Source organism: Streptomyces sp. MGP-BFMKR1 (assembly GCF_057766585.1).
Window position 1 is genome coordinate 2795068 of record NZ_CM173408.1, and the last position, 19078, is coordinate 2814145.

The 19078-nt window shown below is 73.1% G+C and carries 18 protein-coding genes; 6 read left to right on the forward strand and 12 right to left on the reverse strand.

Features of this window, described 5'->3' with window-relative positions; translation table 11 throughout:
• Positions 1–94 precede the first annotated feature (94 nt).
• Positions 95–661, forward strand: coding sequence for a PPA1309 family protein (locus AC3CHW_RS10295; RefSeq protein WP_176163978.1), 567 nt, complete (start codon positions 95–97; stop codon positions 659–661).
• Positions 662–839: 178 nt separating this feature from the next.
• Here AC3CHW_RS10295 and AC3CHW_RS10300 read toward each other — a convergent pair whose 3' ends face one another.
• The 4 genes from AC3CHW_RS10300 to AC3CHW_RS10315 all read right to left on the reverse strand — a co-directional run bounded on the left by AC3CHW_RS10300 (position 840) and on the right by AC3CHW_RS10315 (position 4227).
• On the reverse strand, positions 840–1946 hold the full coding sequence (locus tag AC3CHW_RS10300; protein ID WP_488470239.1) for a YlbL family protein: 1107 nt from the start codon (positions 1944–1946) through the stop codon (positions 840–842).
• A 223-nt stretch (positions 1947–2169) separates the two neighbouring features.
• Entirely contained in the window at positions 2170–2340 is a 171-nt protein-coding gene (locus tag AC3CHW_RS10305; protein ID WP_176163976.1) for a hypothetical protein, read from the reverse strand.
• A 176-nt stretch (positions 2341–2516) separates the two neighbouring features.
• The gene (locus tag AC3CHW_RS10310) at positions 2517–2993 is read right to left on the reverse strand and encodes a molybdenum cofactor biosynthesis protein MoaE (RefSeq protein ID WP_398609292.1); all 477 of its coding nucleotides are present in this window, start codon (positions 2991–2993) and stop codon (positions 2517–2519) included.
• A gap of 91 nt (positions 2994–3084) precedes the next feature.
• On the reverse strand, positions 3085–4227 hold the full coding sequence (locus tag AC3CHW_RS10315; protein WP_176163974.1) for an SDR family oxidoreductase: 1143 nt from the start codon (positions 4225–4227) through the stop codon (positions 3085–3087).
• A 191-nt stretch (positions 4228–4418) separates the two neighbouring features.
• On the opposite strand from AC3CHW_RS10315, the gene AC3CHW_RS10320 reads away from it, so the two are divergent.
• Positions 4419–5903: a zinc-dependent metalloprotease gene (locus AC3CHW_RS10320; RefSeq protein ID WP_488470240.1), complete on the forward strand. Its 1485-nt coding sequence runs from the start codon at positions 4419–4421 to the stop codon at positions 5901–5903.
• Entirely contained in the window at positions 5900–6439 is a 540-nt protein-coding gene (locus AC3CHW_RS10325) for an NUDIX hydrolase (RefSeq protein ID WP_488470241.1), read from the forward strand. Before AC3CHW_RS10320 ends, AC3CHW_RS10325 begins: the two co-directional genes overlap by 4 nt.
• 223 nt (positions 6440–6662) lie before the next feature.
• On the opposite strand, the gene AC3CHW_RS10330 is transcribed toward AC3CHW_RS10325, so the two are convergent.
• From AC3CHW_RS10330 to AC3CHW_RS10345, 4 genes are all read right to left on the reverse strand, one after another.
• Positions 6663–7427: an AIM24 family protein gene (locus AC3CHW_RS10330; protein WP_488470242.1), complete on the reverse strand. Its 765-nt coding sequence runs from the start codon at positions 7425–7427 to the stop codon at positions 6663–6665.
• Positions 7428–7440: 13 nt separating this feature from the next.
• Positions 7441–8124, reverse strand: a complete 684-nt coding sequence (locus AC3CHW_RS10335) for an AIM24 family protein (protein ID WP_381162336.1) — start codon at positions 8122–8124, stop codon at positions 7441–7443.
• An 11-nt stretch (positions 8125–8135) separates the two neighbouring features.
• Complete coding sequence (locus tag AC3CHW_RS10340) at positions 8136–9890, reverse strand: TerD family protein (RefSeq protein ID WP_488470243.1); 1755 nt, start codon at positions 9888–9890, stop codon at positions 8136–8138.
• 409 nt (positions 9891–10299) lie between these two features.
• On the reverse strand, positions 10300–10977 hold the full coding sequence (locus AC3CHW_RS10345; protein WP_398609297.1) for a M48 metallopeptidase family protein: 678 nt from the start codon (positions 10975–10977) through the stop codon (positions 10300–10302).
• Between the two features lie 411 nt (positions 10978–11388).
• On the opposite strand from AC3CHW_RS10345, the gene AC3CHW_RS10350 reads away from it, so the two are divergent.
• Together AC3CHW_RS10350 and AC3CHW_RS10355 are read left to right on the forward strand one after the other, a co-directional pair.
• Entirely contained in the window at positions 11389–12552 is a 1164-nt protein-coding gene (locus AC3CHW_RS10350; protein ID WP_488470244.1) for a TOMM precursor leader peptide-binding protein, read from the forward strand.
• A gap of 74 nt (positions 12553–12626) precedes the next feature.
• Positions 12627–14057 carry an ABC1 kinase family protein gene (locus AC3CHW_RS10355; RefSeq protein WP_398609299.1) on the forward strand — a complete coding sequence of 477 codons (1431 nt, stop codon included), beginning with the start codon at positions 12627–12629 and terminating at the stop codon, positions 14055–14057.
• Between the two features lie 888 nt (positions 14058–14945).
• Here AC3CHW_RS10355 and AC3CHW_RS10360 read toward each other — a convergent pair.
• The 4 genes from AC3CHW_RS10360 to AC3CHW_RS10375 all read right to left on the reverse strand — a co-directional run bounded on the left by AC3CHW_RS10360 (position 14946) and on the right by AC3CHW_RS10375 (position 18400).
• Complete coding sequence (locus AC3CHW_RS10360) at positions 14946–15266, reverse strand: hypothetical protein (protein WP_187062641.1); 321 nt, start codon at positions 15264–15266, stop codon at positions 14946–14948.
• Complete coding sequence (locus AC3CHW_RS10365; protein WP_176163965.1) at positions 15263–15631, reverse strand: WhiB family transcriptional regulator; 369 nt, start codon at positions 15629–15631, stop codon at positions 15263–15265. Before AC3CHW_RS10365 ends, AC3CHW_RS10360 begins: the two co-directional genes overlap by 4 nt.
• A 143-nt stretch (positions 15632–15774) precedes the next feature.
• A complete protein-coding gene (locus AC3CHW_RS10370; RefSeq protein ID WP_488470245.1) occupies positions 15775–16107 on the reverse strand; it encodes a hypothetical protein in 333 nt (110 codons plus the stop codon).
• Positions 16108–16252: 145 nt separating this feature from the next.
• Positions 16253–18400 carry an ATP-dependent DNA helicase UvrD2 gene (locus AC3CHW_RS10375; protein WP_398609412.1) on the reverse strand — a complete coding sequence of 716 codons (2148 nt, stop codon included), beginning with the start codon at positions 18398–18400 and terminating at the stop codon, positions 16253–16255.
• A gap of 407 nt (positions 18401–18807) precedes the next feature.
• Here AC3CHW_RS10375 and AC3CHW_RS10380 point away from each other — a divergent pair, with 407 nt between their 5' ends.
• Complete coding sequence (locus tag AC3CHW_RS10380; protein ID WP_176163963.1) at positions 18808–19050, forward strand: mycoredoxin; 243 nt, start codon at positions 18808–18810, stop codon at positions 19048–19050.
• The last annotated feature ends 28 nt before the right edge of the window (positions 19051–19078 follow it).

Consider the following 19078-nt stretch of genomic DNA (forward strand, 5'->3'; position numbering starts at 1 on the left):
GAAGCGGCCCCGAGATACTAGGGCCCACTGATGCAACTTACTCAGGCTTTACTCAGTTCCCGTTTTGGGGTCCGTTCAAGGCACGATATTGACCATGTCCAACCTTCCCCCGGATTCCACGCCCGCGCCCCCCATGGCCGCGAGCCCGCTCACCCGTGCCGTACTGGAGCTCGACGAGTACGCGGCCGGCCTCGGCTGGGACCAGCCGGCCCGGCTGTTCGCCCTGGTCGACACGGCCCGACTGCGCGCCGACGAGCCGCAGCTCGCCGCGCAGCTCGGCCTCGAAGCCGACGGCCCTGCCGGCTCCCTGACCCCCATTGAGCAGGACGAGCTGCCGGCGGGCGCCGCGCTGGACGAGTTCCTGGCCACCATCGCCTGGCCCGACGCCGTGGCCGGCTGCGCCCTGGTCGTGGAGCGGCTGATGCTGCCGGCGACGTCCGAGACCAGCGTGCCGGAGGGGCTGGACGAGCGGCAGTTGGCGAGCTGGGTCGCGAAGCAGCCCGGCCGCCAGGAGGTCCGCATGACGGTCGCGGTGCTGCGGGACGGCGCGCGCGAGTCGGCGTTGCGGCTGCGGGAGAAGGACTCCCCGACCGAGGTGCTGACCGGGGCCGACCTGGTGCCCGGGCTCGCGGAGGCGTTGGCCGCCACGTTCGAGGACTGACGGCCGGGCACGCCCGGCGGCGAGCGATCGAATAGCCCCGTACGGCTGTCACCCGGCCGGACGGGGCTCGGGCTCCGCCGCGGCGACGGCCGGTCGGGCGGGGCCGGTCGGGCGGCGTCGGTCAGCGGGGCGGTGGGGCGCGGCCCGTGGGGCGGTCCGGTCGGGCGCGGACCGACGGTCAGTTTTTGGGGCAGCTCGGCAGTTGGTCCGTCTTCTTCTCGCGGATCTTGTGCAGCGCGTCCATCGCGTCGTCCAGGTCGCCCACCTTGATGAGGGTGAGCCCGTCCGGAATGTCCCGGGAGGCGGTGGCGCAGTTGGCTTCCGGGGTCAGGAAGTACGTCGCGCCCTTGTTCCGCGCGCCGACGGTCTTCATCGCGATGCCGCCGATGGGGCCGACCTTGCCCGTCTCGTCGATGGTCCCGGTGCCCGCGACGAACTCGCCGCCGTTCAGGTCGCCGGGGGTCAGCTTGTCGATGATGCCGAGCGAGAACATCAGCCCGGCGCTGGGCCCGCCGACGTGTTCGACCCTGATGTCGATGTCGAAGGGGAACGTGTAGTCGACGGCCGCCTCGATGCCGATGATCGCCCGCTCCTCCTGGGGGGCCTTCATCGTGGCGAGGGTGACGTTCTTGGCGCCCTTGGGCTCCTTGCCCTGCTTCTCGGCCGCCGCCACCCGCTGCGCGGGGATCACCGTGAAGACCGTCTTCTCGCCCGGCTTGTGCTGGCTGACGAGCTTGGCCACGTCGGACGGGTTGTGCACCGCCTTGCCGTCCACCGCCTTGATCGCGTCGCCGGCGTGCAGGTTGCCCTCGGCCGGGCCGCCCTTGACGACGCTGCCCACCACGATGTGCGAGCCGAGCTTGACGTCCAGCAGCTTGCGCTTCTTCAACTGGCGCAACGCGGCGACCTTGGCGGCCTCCTGGGACTGGCTGAACTCCTCGGCGTTCTCCTGGTTGACCTCGTCCGCGGACTTGTCGTCCGGGTAGAGCATCTTGCGCGGCACCACCAGCCGGTCGTGCGAGAGCCAGCCGTACATCGACTCGAAGAGGTTCATCTTGTACTCCGAGTTGGTGACCTGCACCGTGGTCATGTTCAGGTGACCACTGGTGGGATAGGTCTTCTCGCCGTCGATCTGCAGCACCGTCTCGCCCTCGTGCTTCCCGAGCGTGTTGACCGTCAGGCCAGGGCTCATCTCCGCGTAGGGCACGGGTATCAGCACTCCCGCGCAGAGCAACGCGATGAGCGTCAGGAGCGAGGCGAGCAGCGTGGCGGTGCGGCGTGGCATGGAACGACAGTACGGGACGGGCCTGTGAGTTCACCTCCGGGCCCGCCCGCCGACAGGCCCGTACGGGGGGTCGCTGGCGGTGCGGGAGGCGGGCGGGTCTCGGCGGCTTCGCGGTGGCGTGGCGCCCAGGTGGGCGCGGGGTCGGTCACCCCGCGCCCGGTGGCGGGCCGGTGCGCGACCGTGCGATCACGATCGCGAACGGTGGGCCAGCCGAGTGGCCGGGTCAGGCGGAGCCGGAACCGGAATGGGAGCGCTGCATCGCTTCGCGGAACCGCTCGTACCCCGCGACCTCGGCGGCGTCCCCGGCCTTGCGGTCACGGGCGGCCCAGGTGGTGTAGACGACGGCAGCGCCAGTGGCGATGAGCGGAATGATCAACCACACGAGGACACCCACAGCGGAATTCCAATCCCCTTACACACCCGCAACTGGCAGATGAGCAGATTAATCGTCTGCCAGGACAACGCTCACGGCAGGGGTCGGGTTACGCAACCGCACGAGCCTTCGTGCCTCGTCCGCGCCCCTGGAGCGCCTTCACCCCCCAAGACGCGCCCCGGGCCCGGAAGGATGCCTCAGACGCCGACCCATTCCTCCGTACCGTCGCCGAACGTCTGGTGCTTCCAGATCGGGACCTCGGCCTTGAGGTCGTCGATCAGCCGGCGGCAGGCGGCGAACGCCTCCGCGCGGTGCGGGCAGGAGACGGCGACCACCACGGCCAGGTCGCCGACCGCGAGGTCGCCGACACGGTGCACGGCGGCCAGCGCGCGGACCGGGAAGTCGGCGACGACCTTCTCCGCCACCCGCCGCAGCTCCGCCGCGGCGCTGGGGTGGGCCGCGTACCCGAGGCCGGTGACCTGCGCGTCGCCCGGCCCGTCGTGGTCGCGTACGGTGCCGACGAAGAGCGCCGTGCCGCCCGCCGAGGCGTCGCCGACCGCGGCGAAGACCTCGTCCACCGAGAGCGGCGTCTCCCGGATGGCCAGCAGCCTGATGGGGTCGACCGCCGCGCGCTCCCCCGCCTGTGATGCGTCCGTGTGTGCCATGGCGCCCATCGTGCCCCACCCCGCGCCGGCCGCGACGTCGACCCGGGCCCCTCACCCCGGCCGACCCGCGCGGAGCCGGCGCGCCGCCGCGCCCCCGTCGCTAGAGGCGTCGGCGGGCCTTGCGCGCGCGGCGTACCAGCGCGGCGGTGCCCACCAGGGCGACCGTGGCGCCGGCGGCGCCGAGCGTCGTCGCGTCCTTGCGGCCCAGCCTGCGGCCGGCCACCGTGCGCCGCCCCGCGACCTCCTCGAGGAGTTCGGCCAGCACCTCCTCGTTGGTCCACCGGGGCCGCCAGCCGGCGTCGTGCAGCCGGCTGCCGCTGACCACCCAGGGGTGCATGGTGTACGCGAGGTCGCCCGCCGGGGACGGGGTGAGGCCGAGCCGGTGCAGCCGGGACGCGGCGCCGAGGGCCACCGCCGACGGCAGCTCCATGCGTCGGATGCCGGTCAGCTCCTCGACCTCCTCCTGTTCCAGCCAGCCGTCGCAGCCGACGGCCAGCTCGCCCTCGGCCTTTTCAAGCACCGCGTACTCCAGGGCGCTGACCAGGTCATCGACGTGGCAGAACTGCCAGGTGGGGCGCGATCCGGCGACCACGAGCAGCCGGGGCGACTCGAAGTAGCGGGTGAGGGCGGTGTCGGTGCCGCCGACCAGCAGCGCGGGGCGTACGACGGTGACGTTGAGGCCGGGGTGCGCGCGGGGCGCGCGCTTGGCGAGCTGTTCGATCTCCAGCAGGTCGCCGACGCCGGTGGCCTCGGCCGTGGCGCGGAGCTCGGCGTCCTCCGAGAGGGGTACGTCGTTGTCGGGCAGCGCGCCGTAGACCATGGCGGAGGTGCACAGCACCACGCGGCGCACCCCGGCCGCCGCCGCCGCGGTCAGCACGGTCTGGGTGCCGCGCACGTTGTACGCCGTTCTGGCCTCGGCGTCGGTCTCCAGGTCCAGGTCGGTGGCGAGGTGCACGACGACGTCGGCGCCGCGCAGTTTGTCGGCGATGATGGGATCGCGCACGTCGAGGACGTGCCAGCGTGCCTCGCCGACCTCGCCCCGGCGTTCGTCGATGGCCAGCACCCGCTTGACCTCGTCGGACTCGGTGAGCCTGCGGGTCAGCAGCGCGCCGACGCCCGACGCGGCGCCCGTGACGGCCACGACGGGGCGCCGCAGGGGCGCGGAGGGCGGCTCCTGGCGGGCCGAATGCTCGGGGGGCGGATCGTTTCGCGCTGCGCGAACGGTCGGATCTGGGGAACTCACCGGGCGGCTCCAGCGGTTGTCTTCTGTACGTAAGAGAACTGACGCGTACGTACCAGGCGCTGTCCATCCTGCCGCAGGCATCCGGTCGGCGAAGCACCGAGCCCTGATAGCGGCTGGGTGTCTACGCTGGTGGTGTTGTCGGGCAGTCGCTGTCGGCCCCGAGCCGATGGCCCTACGAGCCGAGGAAACCCGTGAGTGACACCCCATTTGGATTTGGCCTTCCGCCGGAGGAGCCGGAGGACGGCGACGACGGCAAGAAGAAGGACAGCCAGGGCGGTGGCCCGGGACCCGCGAATCCGTTCGGCTTCGGCGGGGGCAGCGGCGCGGACAACCCGTTCGCCGCGATGTTCGGTTCGCTGAACCCGAACGACCTGGGCGCCGCCTTCCAGCAGCTCGGCCAGATGCTCTCGTACGAGGGTGGCCCGGTGAACTGGGACATGGCCAAGGACATCGCCCGGCAGACCGTGGCGCAGGGCGGCGCGGCCGGTCAGGGCGAGGGCCAGAGCAAGGACGTGAGCGTCGGGCCCAAGGAGCGGGCGGCGGTCGAGGAGGCCGTGCGCCTGGCGGACCTGTGGCTGGACGGCGTGACCTCCCTGCCGTCGGGGGCCGCGTCGGCGGTGGCCTGGAGCCGGGCCGAGTGGATCGAGGCGACCCTGCCGGTCTGGAAGGACCTGGTGGACCCGGTCGCCGAGCAGGTCGGCTCGGCGATGGGCAACGTCCTGCCGGAGGAGATGCAGGCCATGGCTGGGCCGCTGCTCGGCATGATGCGCTCCATGGGCGGCGCGATGTTCGGCACCCAGATCGGGCAGGCCCTCGGCGTGCTCGCCGGCGAGGTCGTCGGTTCCACCGACATCGGGCTGCCGCTCGGGCCCGCGGGCAAGGCGGCGCTGCTGCCGACGAACGTCGAGGCGTTCGGCGCGGGGCTCGGCGTGCGGCAGGAGGAGGTGCGCCTGTACCTGGCGCTGCGCGAGGCGGCCCACCAGCGTCTCTTCGCCCACGTGCCGTGGCTGCGCTCGCACCTGTTCGGCGCCGTCGAGGGGTACGCGCGCGGCATCAAGGTGGACACCGCCAAGCTGGAGGACGCGGTCGGACAGCTCGACCCGACCCACCCCGAGCAGCTTCAGGAAGCGCTCCAGCAGGGCATGTTCCAGCCCGAGGACACCCCGGAGCAGAAGGCGGCACTGGCCCGGCTCGAGACCGCGTTGGCGCTGGTCGAGGGCTGGGTGGACGCGGTCGTGCACGCCGCGGCGGCGCCCCACCTGCCGTCCGCCGACGCGCTGCGCGAGACGCTGCGCCGCCGCCGCGCCAGCGGTGGGCCCGCCGAGCAGACCTTCGCCACGCTGATCGGCCTGGAGCTGCGGCCCCGGCGGCTGCGGGACGCGGCCCGGCTGTGGGCCTCGCTCACCGACGCCCGCGGCCTGGACGGCCGGGACGCGCTGTGGGAGCACCCGGACATGCTGCCCACCGCCGCCGACCTGGACGACCCGGACGGGTTCGTCCACCGCGAGCAGCTCGACTTCTCCGAGCTGGACAAGATGCTCGGCGAGGCGGCGAGCGGCCCGAACCTCAGCAAGGGCGACGCGTCCCCCGGCGACACGGCCGCCGACCAGCGGGACGGCGACCGTGAGGGCGAGCGGGGCGACGAGGGCGACGGCGGCGGCGAGCGCGACCGGTGACGGCGTCGACGACGCTGCACGCGGCGGCCACCCGCGCGCTGCGCGAGTGGCCGGCGCCCGACGGGGAGCAGGAGCGGCTGCGGACGGCGTACGCGGAGCACCTGGCCGCGCACCCGGACGGGATGTGGAAGGCGTGCCGGGACGGGCATCTGACGGCCAGTGCGCTGGTCATCGACCCGCCCCGGGGGCGGGTGCTGCTCACGCTCCACCGCAAGCTGCGGATGTGGCTCCAGATGGGCGGCCACTGCGAGCCACGGGACGCCACCCTCGCGGAGGCGGCCCTGCGCGAGGCGACCGAGGAGTCCGGCATCGCCGGGCTGACGCTGCTGCCGGGCGGCCCGGTGCGCCTGGACAAGCACCACACGCCCTGCGCCTGGCACCTGGACGTGCAGTACGCGGCGCTCGCGCCCGCCGACGCGCGGGTCATGGTGAGCGAGGAGTCCCTCGACGTGCGCTGGTTCGACTACGACCAGGTGGCCGCGGTGGCCGACGACTCGGTGGTACGCCTGGTGGAGCGCACCCGCGCGCTGCTGTGAGCGACGGCGCGCGCCCCGGGGCCCGACGGCACGGGCCGGGGCGCGGCCGTACGCCGGGCGACGGGGCCGCGGCGCGCGCGAGGGGCTGACCCGGCCGGTCGCGCGCCCGCTGCCCGCGCTGACGCGCGACCAGCAGTGACACGACGCCCGCGGCCCCTGGGCAGAGGACGAGGCGAGCCGGCGGCGCCGTGGCCGGGCCGGCTCGCCTCGGGGGCGCGCGGGGTCAGCGGTTGTTCGTCCAGACGTTGCCCTGGTTCTGACCTCGGGCGCCCTGCTGCCCCATGCCGAACTGGGCCGCGGCGCCCTGCCCCACCACCGCGTTCTGCGGCGGCAGCAGTTCGCTGGGCTGGACGAGGGCGTACCCCTGGCCGAGGAAGCTGAGTTCCCAGCCCTCGCCGGTGTTGCCCCGGCGCCGCCACACGCCCGACGAGTGGGTCTGGGCCTGCATCTGGACGCGCAGCGAACTGGACCAGGCCACGATGGCGTCGGCGTCGGCGTTGACGTACTTGTCCGGCGTCACCTGGAGCACCAGCGGCTGCCCCGAGGTCATCAGCGCGACCTTGCCCTGGCCCGAGATGTTGAGGTTGTACTTGCCCGAGCCGGAGACGCCGAACTGGCCGTCCACCGCGATGGTCTCCCAGTGCAGCCCGGAGTCGAGCGCGAGGACGTACGCGCTGTCCACCGTGAGCCCCTCGTGGTCGACGTCCACGACGTGCACGTACTGCGCGAGGTTCGCGAAGTAGACGACGCCCTGTCCCGAGCAGCGCATCAGGTCCAGGCCCTCGCCGGTCTGGGCGCGCGCGCGACGCTGGCCCTGCGTCTGGTACTCGCCGTCGAACTCGATGAGCCCCTGGTAGGCGACCATCGCCCCCTTGCGGGCGAGGACGTCGTCGTGGCCGGTCAGGGAGACCCGCAGCAGTTGCGGGTTCTGCATCGCGTAGCGGTCCTGCGACTGGGTCTCGGTGTGGCCGAAGAGCGGACTCTGCATGTGTTCTTCCCCCTCAGCCCCGCGCCCGGAGCCGGTCAGTGCTGTCCTCGCTGGGCTGGACCACGACGAAGCCCTGGCCGGAGAAGCCGAGCTGGTACGCCTCGCCGCTGCCCCGGCCGATCATCGAGGAAGCCTTGAAGCTGCGCTTCCCCTTCATCTTGAGGTTGGTCGACCAGGCGACCAGGGCGTCCGGGTCGACGTACGTCTCGTCCTCGCCACGCCCGCAGTCCACCACGATCGGCGTGCCACGCGAGGTCAGGGCGACCCAACCGGTGCCCGAGATGCCGACGTTGAACAGGCCCTGACCGGCGAACTTGGCCATGCCCTTGACGCGCTGCACCCCCCACTGGAGGTGCGCGTCGAAGGCGAGCAGGTTGGTGCCGTTGACCGAGAGCGAGTCGCCGGCCAGGTTGACGCAGACGACGTCCGCGCCGTAGTCGGCGAGGTAGAGCAACCCGTCGCCGCTGCACTTCATCAGGGGCGCGCCCTCGCCGGTGAGCCACTGGGAGGCCATCTGGCGTACGGCGGGCGGGTTCGGCTCGTACTGGACGAAGCCCTCGTAGGCCACCATCGAGCCGGTGCGGGCGAACAGGTCCTGGCCGCTCTGCATGGCGACCTTGAGCATGCTGTTGCCGTGGTTCTCCATCCGCGCGGTGACGGGGGTCGGGGCGTAGCCCGCGAGTAGTTGCTGGTTCATGACGGGCTCCCTCAGACCTCGTAGGGCTGGACGACGATGAAGTTGCCGGGCGCGCCCCGGAACTGGAGGTTCACGGCCTCCCCGCTGTGGCCGGGGAAGGCGTTGCGGCGCAGCCGCACCTGGCTGGAGATGATCACCTGCGCGGCGGCCGACCAGGCGACGATGGCGTTGCTGTCGGCGAACGTCGTGGGCGTCACGGGCAGCACCACGGGCGTGCCCTGGGTCTTGACGATCACGGTCCCGGTGCCCTGGAACTGCATGGTGAACAGGGCGCCGCCGGGGATGCCGTGCCCCTCGATGCGGCGGACCTCATGCTGGAGCGACTCGTCGAAGGCGAGCACGTTCTCGGCGGAGACGCAGATCGCGTCGCCCTGCAGCTCGATGGGGTGCACCTCGGCCGCGTTCTCCGCGAAGAACACCTGCCCCTGCCCCGTGCAGCGCATGAGCTGCATCTCCTGGCCGGTCGCGTTGCCGACGACGCGACCCCGGAACCCGGCGCCCTTGTAGCTGAAGTCGACCTTGCCCTGGTACAGCACCATCGTGCCCTGCTTGGCGAGCACGGGCTGCCCGCCGACGCCGAGGTCGACCCTGACCAGGCGCGGGTTCTGCGGCGTCCACCGCTGACCGGTCGGCGCCTCGCGGTACTTGGCGAGCGCGGCCTGCACGCCGGCGCCCGTCGGAGCACCGGGCGCGCCGCCCTGTCCCGGGTAACCCTGCGGCTGACCCGGCTGCGGCTGACCGTACGGAGCGGGCGCGGGCTGCCCCGGGTAGCCCTGGACGCCGGGCTGGCCGGGTCCTGGCTGGCCGGGGAAGGGCGCCGGTTGGCCCTGCGGCTGACCGTACGGGGCCTGCGGCGGCGCGGGCTGGCCCGGCGCGAACTGTCCGGGCGCGGGCTGGCCACCGCCGGGCGCGCCGTACGGCGCCGGCTGGCCGGGGTAGCCCGGCGGCGGGCCGGGCTGGCTCGGGGGTGGCACGGCGCCGCCGGGGGGCGCGAGGGGCGCGACCATGGTCGGGGCCGAGTGCATCGGCGCCTGCGGCTGCGCGGGGGCCGACGGCTGCGGGGCGGGGGCCTGCGGCTGGGGCGCCGGGGGCACGGGAGCCTGCGGCGGGCTGGCGGCGGGGGCGCCGAAGCTGGGCGCGGGGGCGGGTGTGGGCGCGGCGGGGGCGGCCTGGCCGCCGGGGGGCGCGAAGCCGGGGGTGGCGCCTTGCGCCGGCGCGGGTGCCGGGGCGGGCTCCTCCTCGGCGACCTCGCCGCCGAAGTTCTTGAGCAGCGCTTCGAGCCCGCCGTCGAAGCCCTGGCCGACGGCGGCGAACCGCCAGACGTCCTTGAGATAGAAGTCGCCGAGCATCACCGCCCGCTCGGTGCTGAACTCCGCGCCGGTGAACGCGTACCGCGCCACCTCTTCCCCACCGGCGACGATGCGGATGTAACCGGGCCCGACCTGCGACATCTGGCCGGCGCCGTCGATGGTCGCGGTGAACGAGAGCTTCTGGATCCGCGGCGGAATGCTGTCGAGCGTCACCCGGAAGGACTCGGTGTCCCCGGCCTGCGGGCCGAGCTGCTGGATCGCCTCCTCGGGCGACTTGGGCTGGTTGAAGAAGATGAAGTAACGGTCGTCGGAGAGTCGCTCATCGCCGTCGAGGCCGAAGCAACTGATGTCGAAGGAGAGCCCGGGTCCGGCGATCTGCACGCCGACGTACAGGTCCCTCCCCGCCGTCAGATCGCTGATCTTGGCCTTGTGGCCGCGCTGGAATTCCCTGGCCATACGTAACGACCGTCCCCCATCCCGAAACCGTGTGTGCGTTGCGCGTCAGGCTAACCGCTGACGACACGGACGGGGGATACCGGGGCGACCGGGCCCGCTGGGGCGCGGCCTCCCCGTCGCGCGCCCCACGACCTCGGGGACATCCCCCGAAAACCAGGGAGAAAGCCCCCGCGAACGGAGCGGCGACGCCCGTGTCCGGCGACAGTGACCCGAGAGACGAGCCCCCCGGGCCCGGTGGTTCCACCCAGCCGGCACCGGCGTGCTCCGGGGGTGCGTCGACACGGCCTGGCCGGGCCGGCGGAACGCGCTCCGGCACCGAGCGAGCGGCGGGAACCCCGCCACGGGGCCGGGGTGGAAGTCGCGGGGCCGGGGTGGAAGTGAAGAGCGCGCGATGGACGGCGGGGGCGCGCTACTCGCTGCGTGCTTCGGGCAGGTGCGGCAACCGCCCCGCCGCCACGACGCCCTCCAGGTAACCCCGCGCCCGCTCCGTACGGGGATAGGCGTCGAGGAGCCGCCAGAACGAGGGCCCGTGGCCGGGCACCAGGAGGTGGGCCAGCTCGTGCAACAGCACGTAGTCGAGGACGTACTCCGGCATGCCCTGCAACCGGTGCGAGAGCCGGATGCTGCCCTCGGCGGGGGTGCAGGAGCCCCAGCGGGTGTTCTGGTTGGTGACCCAGCGCACCGTGTTCGGCGTGGCCCGCCCCGCCAGGTACTGCTCGGAGAGGAGTTCCGCGCGGGCCGCCAGGTCGGCGTCGCCCAGCATCCGCTTGCTCTCCTGCGCGGCGAGCTTGTCGAGCATCACGCCCACCCAGCGCTGCTCCTCCGCCTCCGACATGCGGGCCGGCAGCAACACGATGGTGCGGTCGCCCTCGCGATAGGCGGAGACCGTCCGGCGCCGCCGGCTGCTCCGCCTGATCTCGACGGCGCTCGTCTGCGGGTCGCGTCGCTGGGGGCCGGGAGGGAGGCGCTTGGCTCTGGGAACGCTCTGCAACGGGGTTTCCCCGGCGGCACTCCCCCAGCTCGCGCTGGAGGAACCCTCACCCGGGCGGGCTCTCGAAGAAAAGCGAGGGGATGGGTCGGCGGGCACGCCTCGACGTTACCCGGTAGCGGTACGCGAAGTCCCGCCCCGCACGCGGATGGCGATCGAACCACCCGCCCGTCCGAGCAGCTTGTACGACTATCGCGGCCCCCTGTGGATAACTTCCGGCGGCCACCGTACGAAGTGTCCATGCTGGGCCCACGGAGATCACCACGGCGATCACACGACAAGACGCCCGGACGCCCACCGCGCCCCGCCCGAAGACCAGGAAAGAGGGGGACCACCATGCGCTCCACACACCCGACTCCGCCCCGCGCCGCCGCCTCGCGACCCGCTCCTCCTCCGGGACAGCCGCCCCGGAGGAGGAGCGCGCCGAAGGCGGCTCCGTCCACGGCCCCGCCGCCGGGTCCACGGTCGGGCCGGCCGGCGCGAGGGGGCACCGGCTGGTCGCCCTCCGACATGACAACGCCGACCAGTGAGGCGGCGCCGCTCCCCTCCCATCCGCGGCTCAAGCCGGCGCTGCGCCGGGCCTGGCGCAGCCGGGACACCGTGCAACTCGGGATCACGCGTTCGCATGCCGTGGTGGTCGGCCCCCTGGACACGGCGACCACCAGCTTCATCGGCCTGCTCGACGGCACCCGGGGGCTGCCCCTGCTGCGCCAGGAGGCGCGGGCGATGGGCCTGCCGGAGGGGAGGGCCGACGCCGTCGTGGCCCGCCTCGTCGCGGCCGGGGTGATCGACGACCCGTGGGCGAGCGCGGGCCCGGCCGCCCTCGTCCGGGACGACCCGGGGGCGATGGAGCGCCTGCGGGCCGACCTCGCGGCCCTGTCGGTACGACACCCGGAGCCGGACGCCGGGCTGCGGCTGCTGGGAGCCAGGCGCGCCGCGCGTGTCCAGGTCCGAGGTGCCGGCCGCGTCGGGGCGGCGGTGGCGGCCTTGCTGTCGGCCGCCGGCGTCGGACAGGTGGACGTGCAGGACGGCGGCTGCGTCGAGCCGTGGGATGTGCTGCCGGCGGGGACCGCGCCGGATCAGGTCGGGGAGCGCCGGGACGCCGCGGCCCGCCGCCTGGTGCGGAGCGCGGCCGTCGCGCGCCGCTCGCCGCGCGCCCCGGCCGAGCCCCGTGGCCTGAGCCTGGTGGTGCTGGCCCCGCGCGACGGCCTGGCGGTGTACGCCCCGGAGCCGGACACCGCCGAGCCGCTGATCACCACGGGGACCCCGCATCTGTACGCCGGGGTCCTGGAGGGCACGGGAGTGGTGGGCCCCCTCGTGGTGCCGGGCGCGACCTGCTGCGCGGCGTGCATGGCCATCCGGCGCGCGGAGCGGGAGCCCGGCTGGCCTCGGCTGTTGGCCCAGTGGCAGTCGGGCCGCCGGGCGCCCGCCCCGGCCTGCGACGCGGCGCTGGCGACCACGGTGGCCGGGCTGGCGGCGGCGCAGGCCCTGGCCTTCCTCGACGGTGGGGCGCCGCCCAGCGTGGGGGCCCGGTTGGAGCTCACACTGCCGGGACTAGCCTGGGACCTGCGGCCCATCGCGCCGCACCCGGACTGCGCATGCGCCACGATGACCGCTTCGGTTGCGGAATATTCATCGAACAGTGAAGGGTCGCAGGCGACAATGTCCGGGTAGACCGGCGTCCGCTGGGTGGACGACGGGGGCCCGGGGTCCGCCCCGGGGGAACTCAGTTGGAGTTGGAGGGGCGCATGTCTGATCTACCCCGCAAGGCGGTCACCCGCACCGCCAAGCTGGCCGCACTACCACTGGGTTTCGCAGGCCGGGCCACCTGGGGCCTTGGCAAGCGCATCGGTGGCCGGCCGGCGGAGATCGTCGCACGGGAGCTGCAACAGCGCACGGCCGAGCAGTTGTTCAAGGTGCTCGGTGAGCTCAAGGGCGGCGCCATGAAGCTCGGACAGGCGATGTCGGTCTTCGAGTCCGCGCTTCCCGAGGAGATCGCCAAGCCCTATCGGGCCGCGCTGACGAAGCTCCAGGAAGCCGCGCCCCCGATGCCCACCCGCTCGGTGCACGCGGCGCTGGCGAGCCGCCTCGGGGACGACTGGCGCGACCTGTTCCTGGAGTTCGACGACAAGCCGGCCGCGGCTGCCTCCATCGGCCAGGTGCACCGGGCCACCTGGCACGACGGGCGCTCCGTCGCGGTCAAGGTGCAGTACCCGGGCGCGGGCGAGGCGCTGCTCTCCGACCTCACCCAACTCGGCCGCCTCTCCCGGCTGCTCGGCCCCCTGGTGCCGGGCATCGAGGTCAAGCCGCTGATCGCCGAGTTGCGCGACCGGGTGTCCGAGGAGTTGGACTACGAGCTGGAGGCGCAGGCCCAGCGGACCTACGCGGAGGAGTTCGAGGGCGACCCGGACTTCACCGTCCCCGGCGTGGTCCACCAGTCCGACCAGGTGCTGGTCACCGAGTGGATGGAGGGCATACCGCTCTCCGAGGTGATCGCGAACGGCACGCGGGAGCAGCGCGACCGGGCGGGTCAACTGCTGACCCTGTTCCTGTTCTCGGGCGTCGCGCGCACCGGACTGCTCCACGCCGACCCGCACCCGGGCAACTTCCGCCTGGTCGTGGGGGACGCGGAGGACGGGCCGCCGGAGCTGTGGAAGCTGGGCGTCATGGACTTCGGCACGGTGGACCGGCTGCCCGACGGCCTGCCGCCGCACATCGGCGTCACGCTGCGGATGCTGCTGGACGGCGAGGGCGACGAGGTCCAGGAGTTGCTGCGAGAGCAGGGGTTCATCAAGCCGGACCTCCAGCTCGACTCGGAGGCGCTCATGGACTACCTGCTCCCGATCATCGAGCCGGCCCAGCAGGAGGAGTTCACGTTCACCCGGGAGTGGATACGGGGCCAGGCGACCACCCTGGCCGACCGCCGCTCGCCCGCCTACGACCTGGGCCGACAGCTCAACCTGCCGCCCTCCTACCTGCTGATCCACCGTGTGAGCATGAGCACCATCGGGGTGCTGTCCCAGCTCGGCGCCACGGTGCGGATGCGGGACGAGATCGAGGCGTGGGTGCCCGGGTTCGCGGTCGCGGACGAGGCAGCCACGGACGAGTTGGCGGCCCCGGCACCCGAGGACGCCCCGGCAGCGCTGGAGCACGATGTCGCGGAGGAGACCTCGGCCTGACCGGCCCAGGCTCAGGCCCGGGCCCCCGCCCCGGGCCGGACGGCCGACCACCTGACCGCCTCGGCCAGGCGCTGCCTCGGCCACGCCCGCCTCGGCCACGCCCGCTCAGCCAGGCGCTACCTCAGCCATGCGCCGCCTCAGCCACGCGCCGCCTCACCGACCCTGGCGCGGAAGACCACGGCCCCGACGCCCGAGCGTGACGGGACAGCGCGGCCCGCGCCGAAACCCAACGCCCCCGCTCCCGCCAGCCCTTCGCCTTCGCACACCGCGAGCCGAACGGCTCCGGCTGGACGGCCCCGGCCTCGCCGCCGCCCCGGCCGGGTCCCGCGACCCTGTCGAGCCACCGGGGCAGCACTCCGACGACTCTCAGCCCGCTGAACCCCGCGCCGTTCCGCGCCACCCCGCGGCACTCCGAGGTGCCTCGGTGGGCTTCGGGGCGATCCGGGCTACCACCAAGCCGAGTCGAGTCGCCCCTCGATGGCTCTGATGTTCTCGCGGGCACATGCTTCGCAGAAGTAATGGCGCACGCCGTTCTCGACGGAGCAACTCCAGGTCATGGGCGTGCCGGAAGCGACGGCGCCGCAGTGGGCGCAGCGGACGGATTCGCCGTCGGGAGGCATCGGTTCACGTGACGTCTGGTCCACTCGCTGACGATAACTCCGCCCGTGGCGAGTGGCGGGACCAACGCGCCCCCTGATGAGCCGAGTGGGAAACGCGCTGGGGGCGGGTCCTCTCGGACCCGCCCCCAGAAATTCGGCACTATTCGTTGTTGTTGCGGGTGGGCGATCGCTCGTCCTCGGTCGTGGTGCGGCGTCGGAGGGTTCTCCCTCCGGCCGAGGCCACGGTCGATCGCCTCGGACTACCGACCGTTCACCGGCCGACAGCCCTTCAGTTCATGACCGCCATGGCCAGGGCACGGCGGGCGCGCAGCGACGCGCGCTCGGCCCGACGCTGCATGCGGCGGGCGGTGGCAAGGCGCACGGCCCTGCGTTCGGACTCGGCCTCGTGCAGGCGCTCGTGCATATGGGCACGAGCCAAGGCTTCTGGGATGAGTTGCATTTCGCGGGTCCTGTTCTGTCGCGCCTCGGGCGCGTCGGTGGTGTGGCGCGGGGGGTGAACCAGGGTGGGTTCGTCGGTGGTTGGCATCGTCGGGTCCTGCTTCTTGGGGTCGTGCGTCGCGGGGCGGTCGATGGTTCCCGGGGTGTTCATGCCACGACCGGGTTCTTGCGCGGGCGGCCACGGGGCCGCTTCCGAGCTACGACAACGCCCTGCACGAAGAGCTCGCCACCCCAGACGCCCCAGGGCTCGCGCCGGTCCTTCGCCCCGGCGAGGCACGCCTCACGCAGCGGGCAGGTCTGGCACAGCGACTTGGCGTACTCGACGTCGGCGGGCGACTCGGCGAAGAAGACCTCCGGGTCGTACGAACGACAGGGCACGGCTTCACCGAGGCTCTCGATGGCGTCATCCAACTCGGTCAGAGCGGTGAGCGGGGCCGGGGTCAAGGAGTCCTCCGAGGGGTCTGGCGGGGGGATCAGGTCGGTCGCGACGGACGGGGTGTGCGCCTTGAGTTGCACGGTGGTGACTTCCTCGTCTGTGTTGGCCCGGCTGGTGGCCGGGCTCTGCGTCTCCCCCCTGGGCGGCCAGGAGGGCAAATCAAAAGGGCCGCGAAACCCGGTGTGGGTTTCGCGGCCCTGGAAGGTGCCGACCTGATCGCCGATCAGGTTGGATCACTCCAGGGTTCAAGCCCGCGAGAGGCCCACATCTGGTGGTGCTTCGTCTGGTTTTCGGCACCATTAGCCGCTGCCATGGCGTAGGTCTCGGCCTGCGCCACTGCTGCCACTGCGGGTGCCTGGATCGGTCGCTCGATACCGAGCTCCCGAACTGGGAGGGTCGCCAGGGAGTCCATGCGCACGGCGGAGGTGCCAAAGCTGGCCAGGCCGAGGCTGGGCACGCCGACGGACACACCGGTGCCCTGCAGGGAGAAGCCGAGCGGGCAGGCGGCGACGACCGAGCGATCGGTCAATTTGGTGGTGGCAATCGAAATGATCATTTGGTCTTCGCCTCCTCTCGGCGTCTCGGGGCTCGTCCGGCAGGACCAGCCCAGGAAGGTCAGTACAACACGAATCCATCGGATCTCGGAAGGCCCGCTGTCTCCGTGTTCGGAAGGCTATGGGTACGCCCTCCGCACGCGCAAACTATTTTTTCGACGAGTTTTTCTCGGGCTCGTCCCGGCCCACGAGATCCTCTCCGGCGCAGAGTGCGAGCACGTCAGAGCCGTACTTACGGAGCTTACGCGCCACGACTCCGGGGATGGCGGAGAGCTGGGCCTCGGAGTCGGGGACCGCCTCGGCGATGGCGAGCAGGGTCTTGTCGGTGAAGACGCAGAACGCGGGCTGGCCCAGTTGGGCCGCCTGCTCGGCCCGCCACTCGATGAGCCGGTCGTAGAGCCCCTCGTCAAGCTCGGAGGGGCAGTCCTCGCACCGCATCAGTTTCATCTCGCCCGGGTCCGTCAGTGACCGACCGCACACCCGGCAGCGCACCGGGCCCCGTGGCCGGCGGCGCGGGCTGGCGCCCCGCTCCACGCTGCCGGCGGCAGCGGTGCCCTGGGCCGCCGAGCGGCGCGGGGCGGCGCTGCCGGAGCCGGGGCGCAGGCCGTCCAGGAAGCGGCTGGGCCGGCGGGACGGGCGGCCCCCGGGCGAGCGGGACAGCGCCCAGGAGAGGGTGAGGTGGCGGCGGGCCCGGGTGACGCCCACGTACAGCAGGCGGCGCTCCTCCTCGATCTGCTCGTCGCTCCGGGCGTGGTTGATCGGCATCATGCCCTCGGTGAGCCCCACCAGGAACACCGCGTCCCACTCCAGGCCCTTGGCGGCGTGCAGTGAGGCCAAGGTCACGCCCTCGACGGTGGGGGCGTGCTGGGCGGCGGCCCGCTCGTCCAGCTCGACCACGAAGTCGCGCAGGGTCGCCTGGGGCCGGGCCCGTACGAACTCCTCCGCGAGCCGCACCAGGGCCGCCAGCGACTCCCAGCGGTCCCGGACCGCGCCCGAGCCCGCCGGGGGCTGTGGCGCCCAGCCTCGGGTGCCCAGCACGGCGCGCACCTGGGAGGCTATGTCGGCGTCCTCCAGGCCCGGCGCGGCGCCGCCCGCGCGGGCCGCGCCCCGCAGGAGCAGCCCCGCCTCGCGCACCTCGGCGCGCTCGAAGAACCGCTCGGCGCCGCGCAACTGGTAGGCGATGCCCTGGTCGGCGAGCGCCTGCTCGTAGACCTCGGACTGGGCGTTGATGCGGTAGAGCACGGCGATCTCGCTGGCGGGGACGCCCGCGTCGAGGAGTTCGCTGATGCGGCGGGCGGTGCCCTCGGCCTCGGCGGGCTCGTCCGCGTACTCCGCGTAGCCCGGCTCGGGGCCCGGGTCGCGCTGGGAGATCAACTCCAGGCGGTGCTCGGCGGCGCGCCCGCGCGCGCTGGCGAGCAGGCCGTTGGCCAGGTGGACGACCTGGGGCGTGGAGCGGTAGTCGCGGACCAGCTTGACGACGGTGGCCGTCGGGTGGCGGGTGCGGAAGTGGAGCAGGTGGTCGGGGGTGGCGCCGGTGAAGGAGTAGATCGTCTGGCTGGCGTCGCCGACGACGCACAGGCTGTCCCGGTCGCCGAGCCACAGGTCGAGCAGGCGCTGCTGGAGCGGGCTCACGTCCTGGTACTCGTCCACCACGAAGTGTTGGTACTGGCCGCGCACCTGATCGGCGATGTCGAGCCGGTCCTGGAGGACGCCGACGGTGAGCAGCAGCACGTCCTCGAAGTCGATCACTCCGCGGTCCCGCTTGAGCTGCTCGTACATCGCGTAGATCCGGCTGGTCTCGGCCGGGTCGCGGGGGGCCTCGCGCGGGGACTTGGCGATGGCGGCCGGGTACTCCTCGGGGACGGTCTGGGTGACCTTGGACCACTCGATCTCGCTGGTGACGTCCCGCAGCTCGTTGCGGTCGAGGCGGATGGAGCAGCGCGCGCCGGCCTCGGCAACGAGCTGGGCCTTGCGCTCCACCAGCCGGGGCATCTCGCCGCCGATCGCCTTCGGCCAGAAGTAGTGGAGCTGGCGCAGCGCCGCCGAGTGGAACGTGCGCGCCTGCACGCCGCCCGCGCCGAGCTGGCGCAGCCGGCCGCGCATCTCGCCCGCCGCGCGGTTGGTGAAGGTCACGGCGAGGACGCTGGCGGGCTGGAGGATGCCCGCACGCACCCCGTACGCGATCCGGTGGGTGATCGCGCGGGTCTTGCCCGTGCCCGCGCCCGCGAGGACGCACACCGGGCCGTGCAGGGCCATGGCGACCTCGCGCTGCTCGGCGTCCAGGCCGTCGAGCACCGCGTCGGCGGAGTCCGGGGCGCTCGGGAAGAGCGCGGTGGGCTGTCCGCCGCCGGAAGCGAGGGGTGCGTTGCTTGCTGTCACCCCGCCATGCTGCCAGGTGTGGGGACGGGGTCGTCCCGGTTGTCCACAGCCCGAGGGTTGCGGTCGTATGAACCGATGATGGCGGCGCGGGCACCGCGAGGCGGTCGGTGAGCGCGCCGTGCCGGTCGGTGCGCGCCCGAGTGCCCCCGAGTTCTCCCGAGTTCCCCCGGTCCCCACAGAGCCCCACCAGCGGCGGGCAGGCGCTGCCGGCGGCCGGGGCGGCAGCGGGGCGAGGCGGGTCGGGCGGGCGGGAATGGCGGAGGGTGAGTGCGCGTTGTACGACCGTAATCACGCGACGCCAAGCCGAAGGAGCGCGAGGACCGATGTCGGGCACCGTGACGATGTACAGCACCTCCTGGTGCGGCTACTGCCGCCGTTTGAAGGGCCAGATGGACCGCGAGGGAATTGCGTACACCGAGATCAACATCGAGCAAGACCCGGAGTCGGCGAAGTTCGTCGAGCAGGTGAACAACGGCAACCAGCTCGTTCCGACCGTGCTGTTCCCGGACGGCTCGGCCCTCGCCAACCCCTCGTTGGCGCAGGTGAAGCAGAAGATCGGCGCCTGATAGCGCGCTCGTAGCCGGCCCGGTTCGA

What these genes read in the sequence shown, in the direction of transcription:
- AC3CHW_RS10295 (WP_176163978.1), top strand. Translation starts at nt 95, where the DNA reads ATGTCCAACCTTCCCCCGGATTCCACGCCCGCGCCCCCCATGGCCGCG.
- AC3CHW_RS10300 (WP_488470239.1), bottom strand. Translation starts at nt 1,946, where the DNA reads ATGCCACGCCGCACCGCCACGCTGCTCGCCTCGCTCCTGACGCTCATC.
- AC3CHW_RS10310 (WP_398609292.1), bottom strand. Translation starts at nt 2,993, where the DNA reads ATGGGCGCCATGGCACACACGGACGCATCACAGGCGGGGGAGCGCGCG.
- AC3CHW_RS10330 (WP_488470242.1), bottom strand. Translation starts at nt 7,427, where the DNA reads ATGCAGAGTCCGCTCTTCGGCCACACCGAGACCCAGTCGCAGGACCGC.
- AC3CHW_RS10335 (WP_381162336.1), bottom strand. Translation starts at nt 8,124, where the DNA reads ATGAACCAGCAACTACTCGCGGGCTACGCCCCGACCCCCGTCACCGCG.
- AC3CHW_RS10340 (WP_488470243.1), bottom strand. Translation starts at nt 9,890, where the DNA reads ATGGCCAGGGAATTCCAGCGCGGCCACAAGGCCAAGATCAGCGATCTG.
- AC3CHW_RS10350 (WP_488470244.1), top strand. Translation starts at nt 11,389, where the DNA reads ATGACAACGCCGACCAGTGAGGCGGCGCCGCTCCCCTCCCATCCGCGG.
- AC3CHW_RS10355 (WP_398609299.1), top strand. Translation starts at nt 12,627, where the DNA reads ATGTCTGATCTACCCCGCAAGGCGGTCACCCGCACCGCCAAGCTGGCC.
- AC3CHW_RS10360 (WP_187062641.1), bottom strand. Translation starts at nt 15,266, where the DNA reads ATGAACACCCCGGGAACCATCGACCGCCCCGCGACGCACGACCCCAAG.
- AC3CHW_RS10370 (WP_488470245.1), bottom strand. Translation starts at nt 16,107, where the DNA reads ATGATCATTTCGATTGCCACCACCAAATTGACCGATCGCTCGGTCGTC.
- AC3CHW_RS10380 (WP_176163963.1), top strand. Translation starts at nt 18,808, where the DNA reads ATGTCGGGCACCGTGACGATGTACAGCACCTCCTGGTGCGGCTACTGC.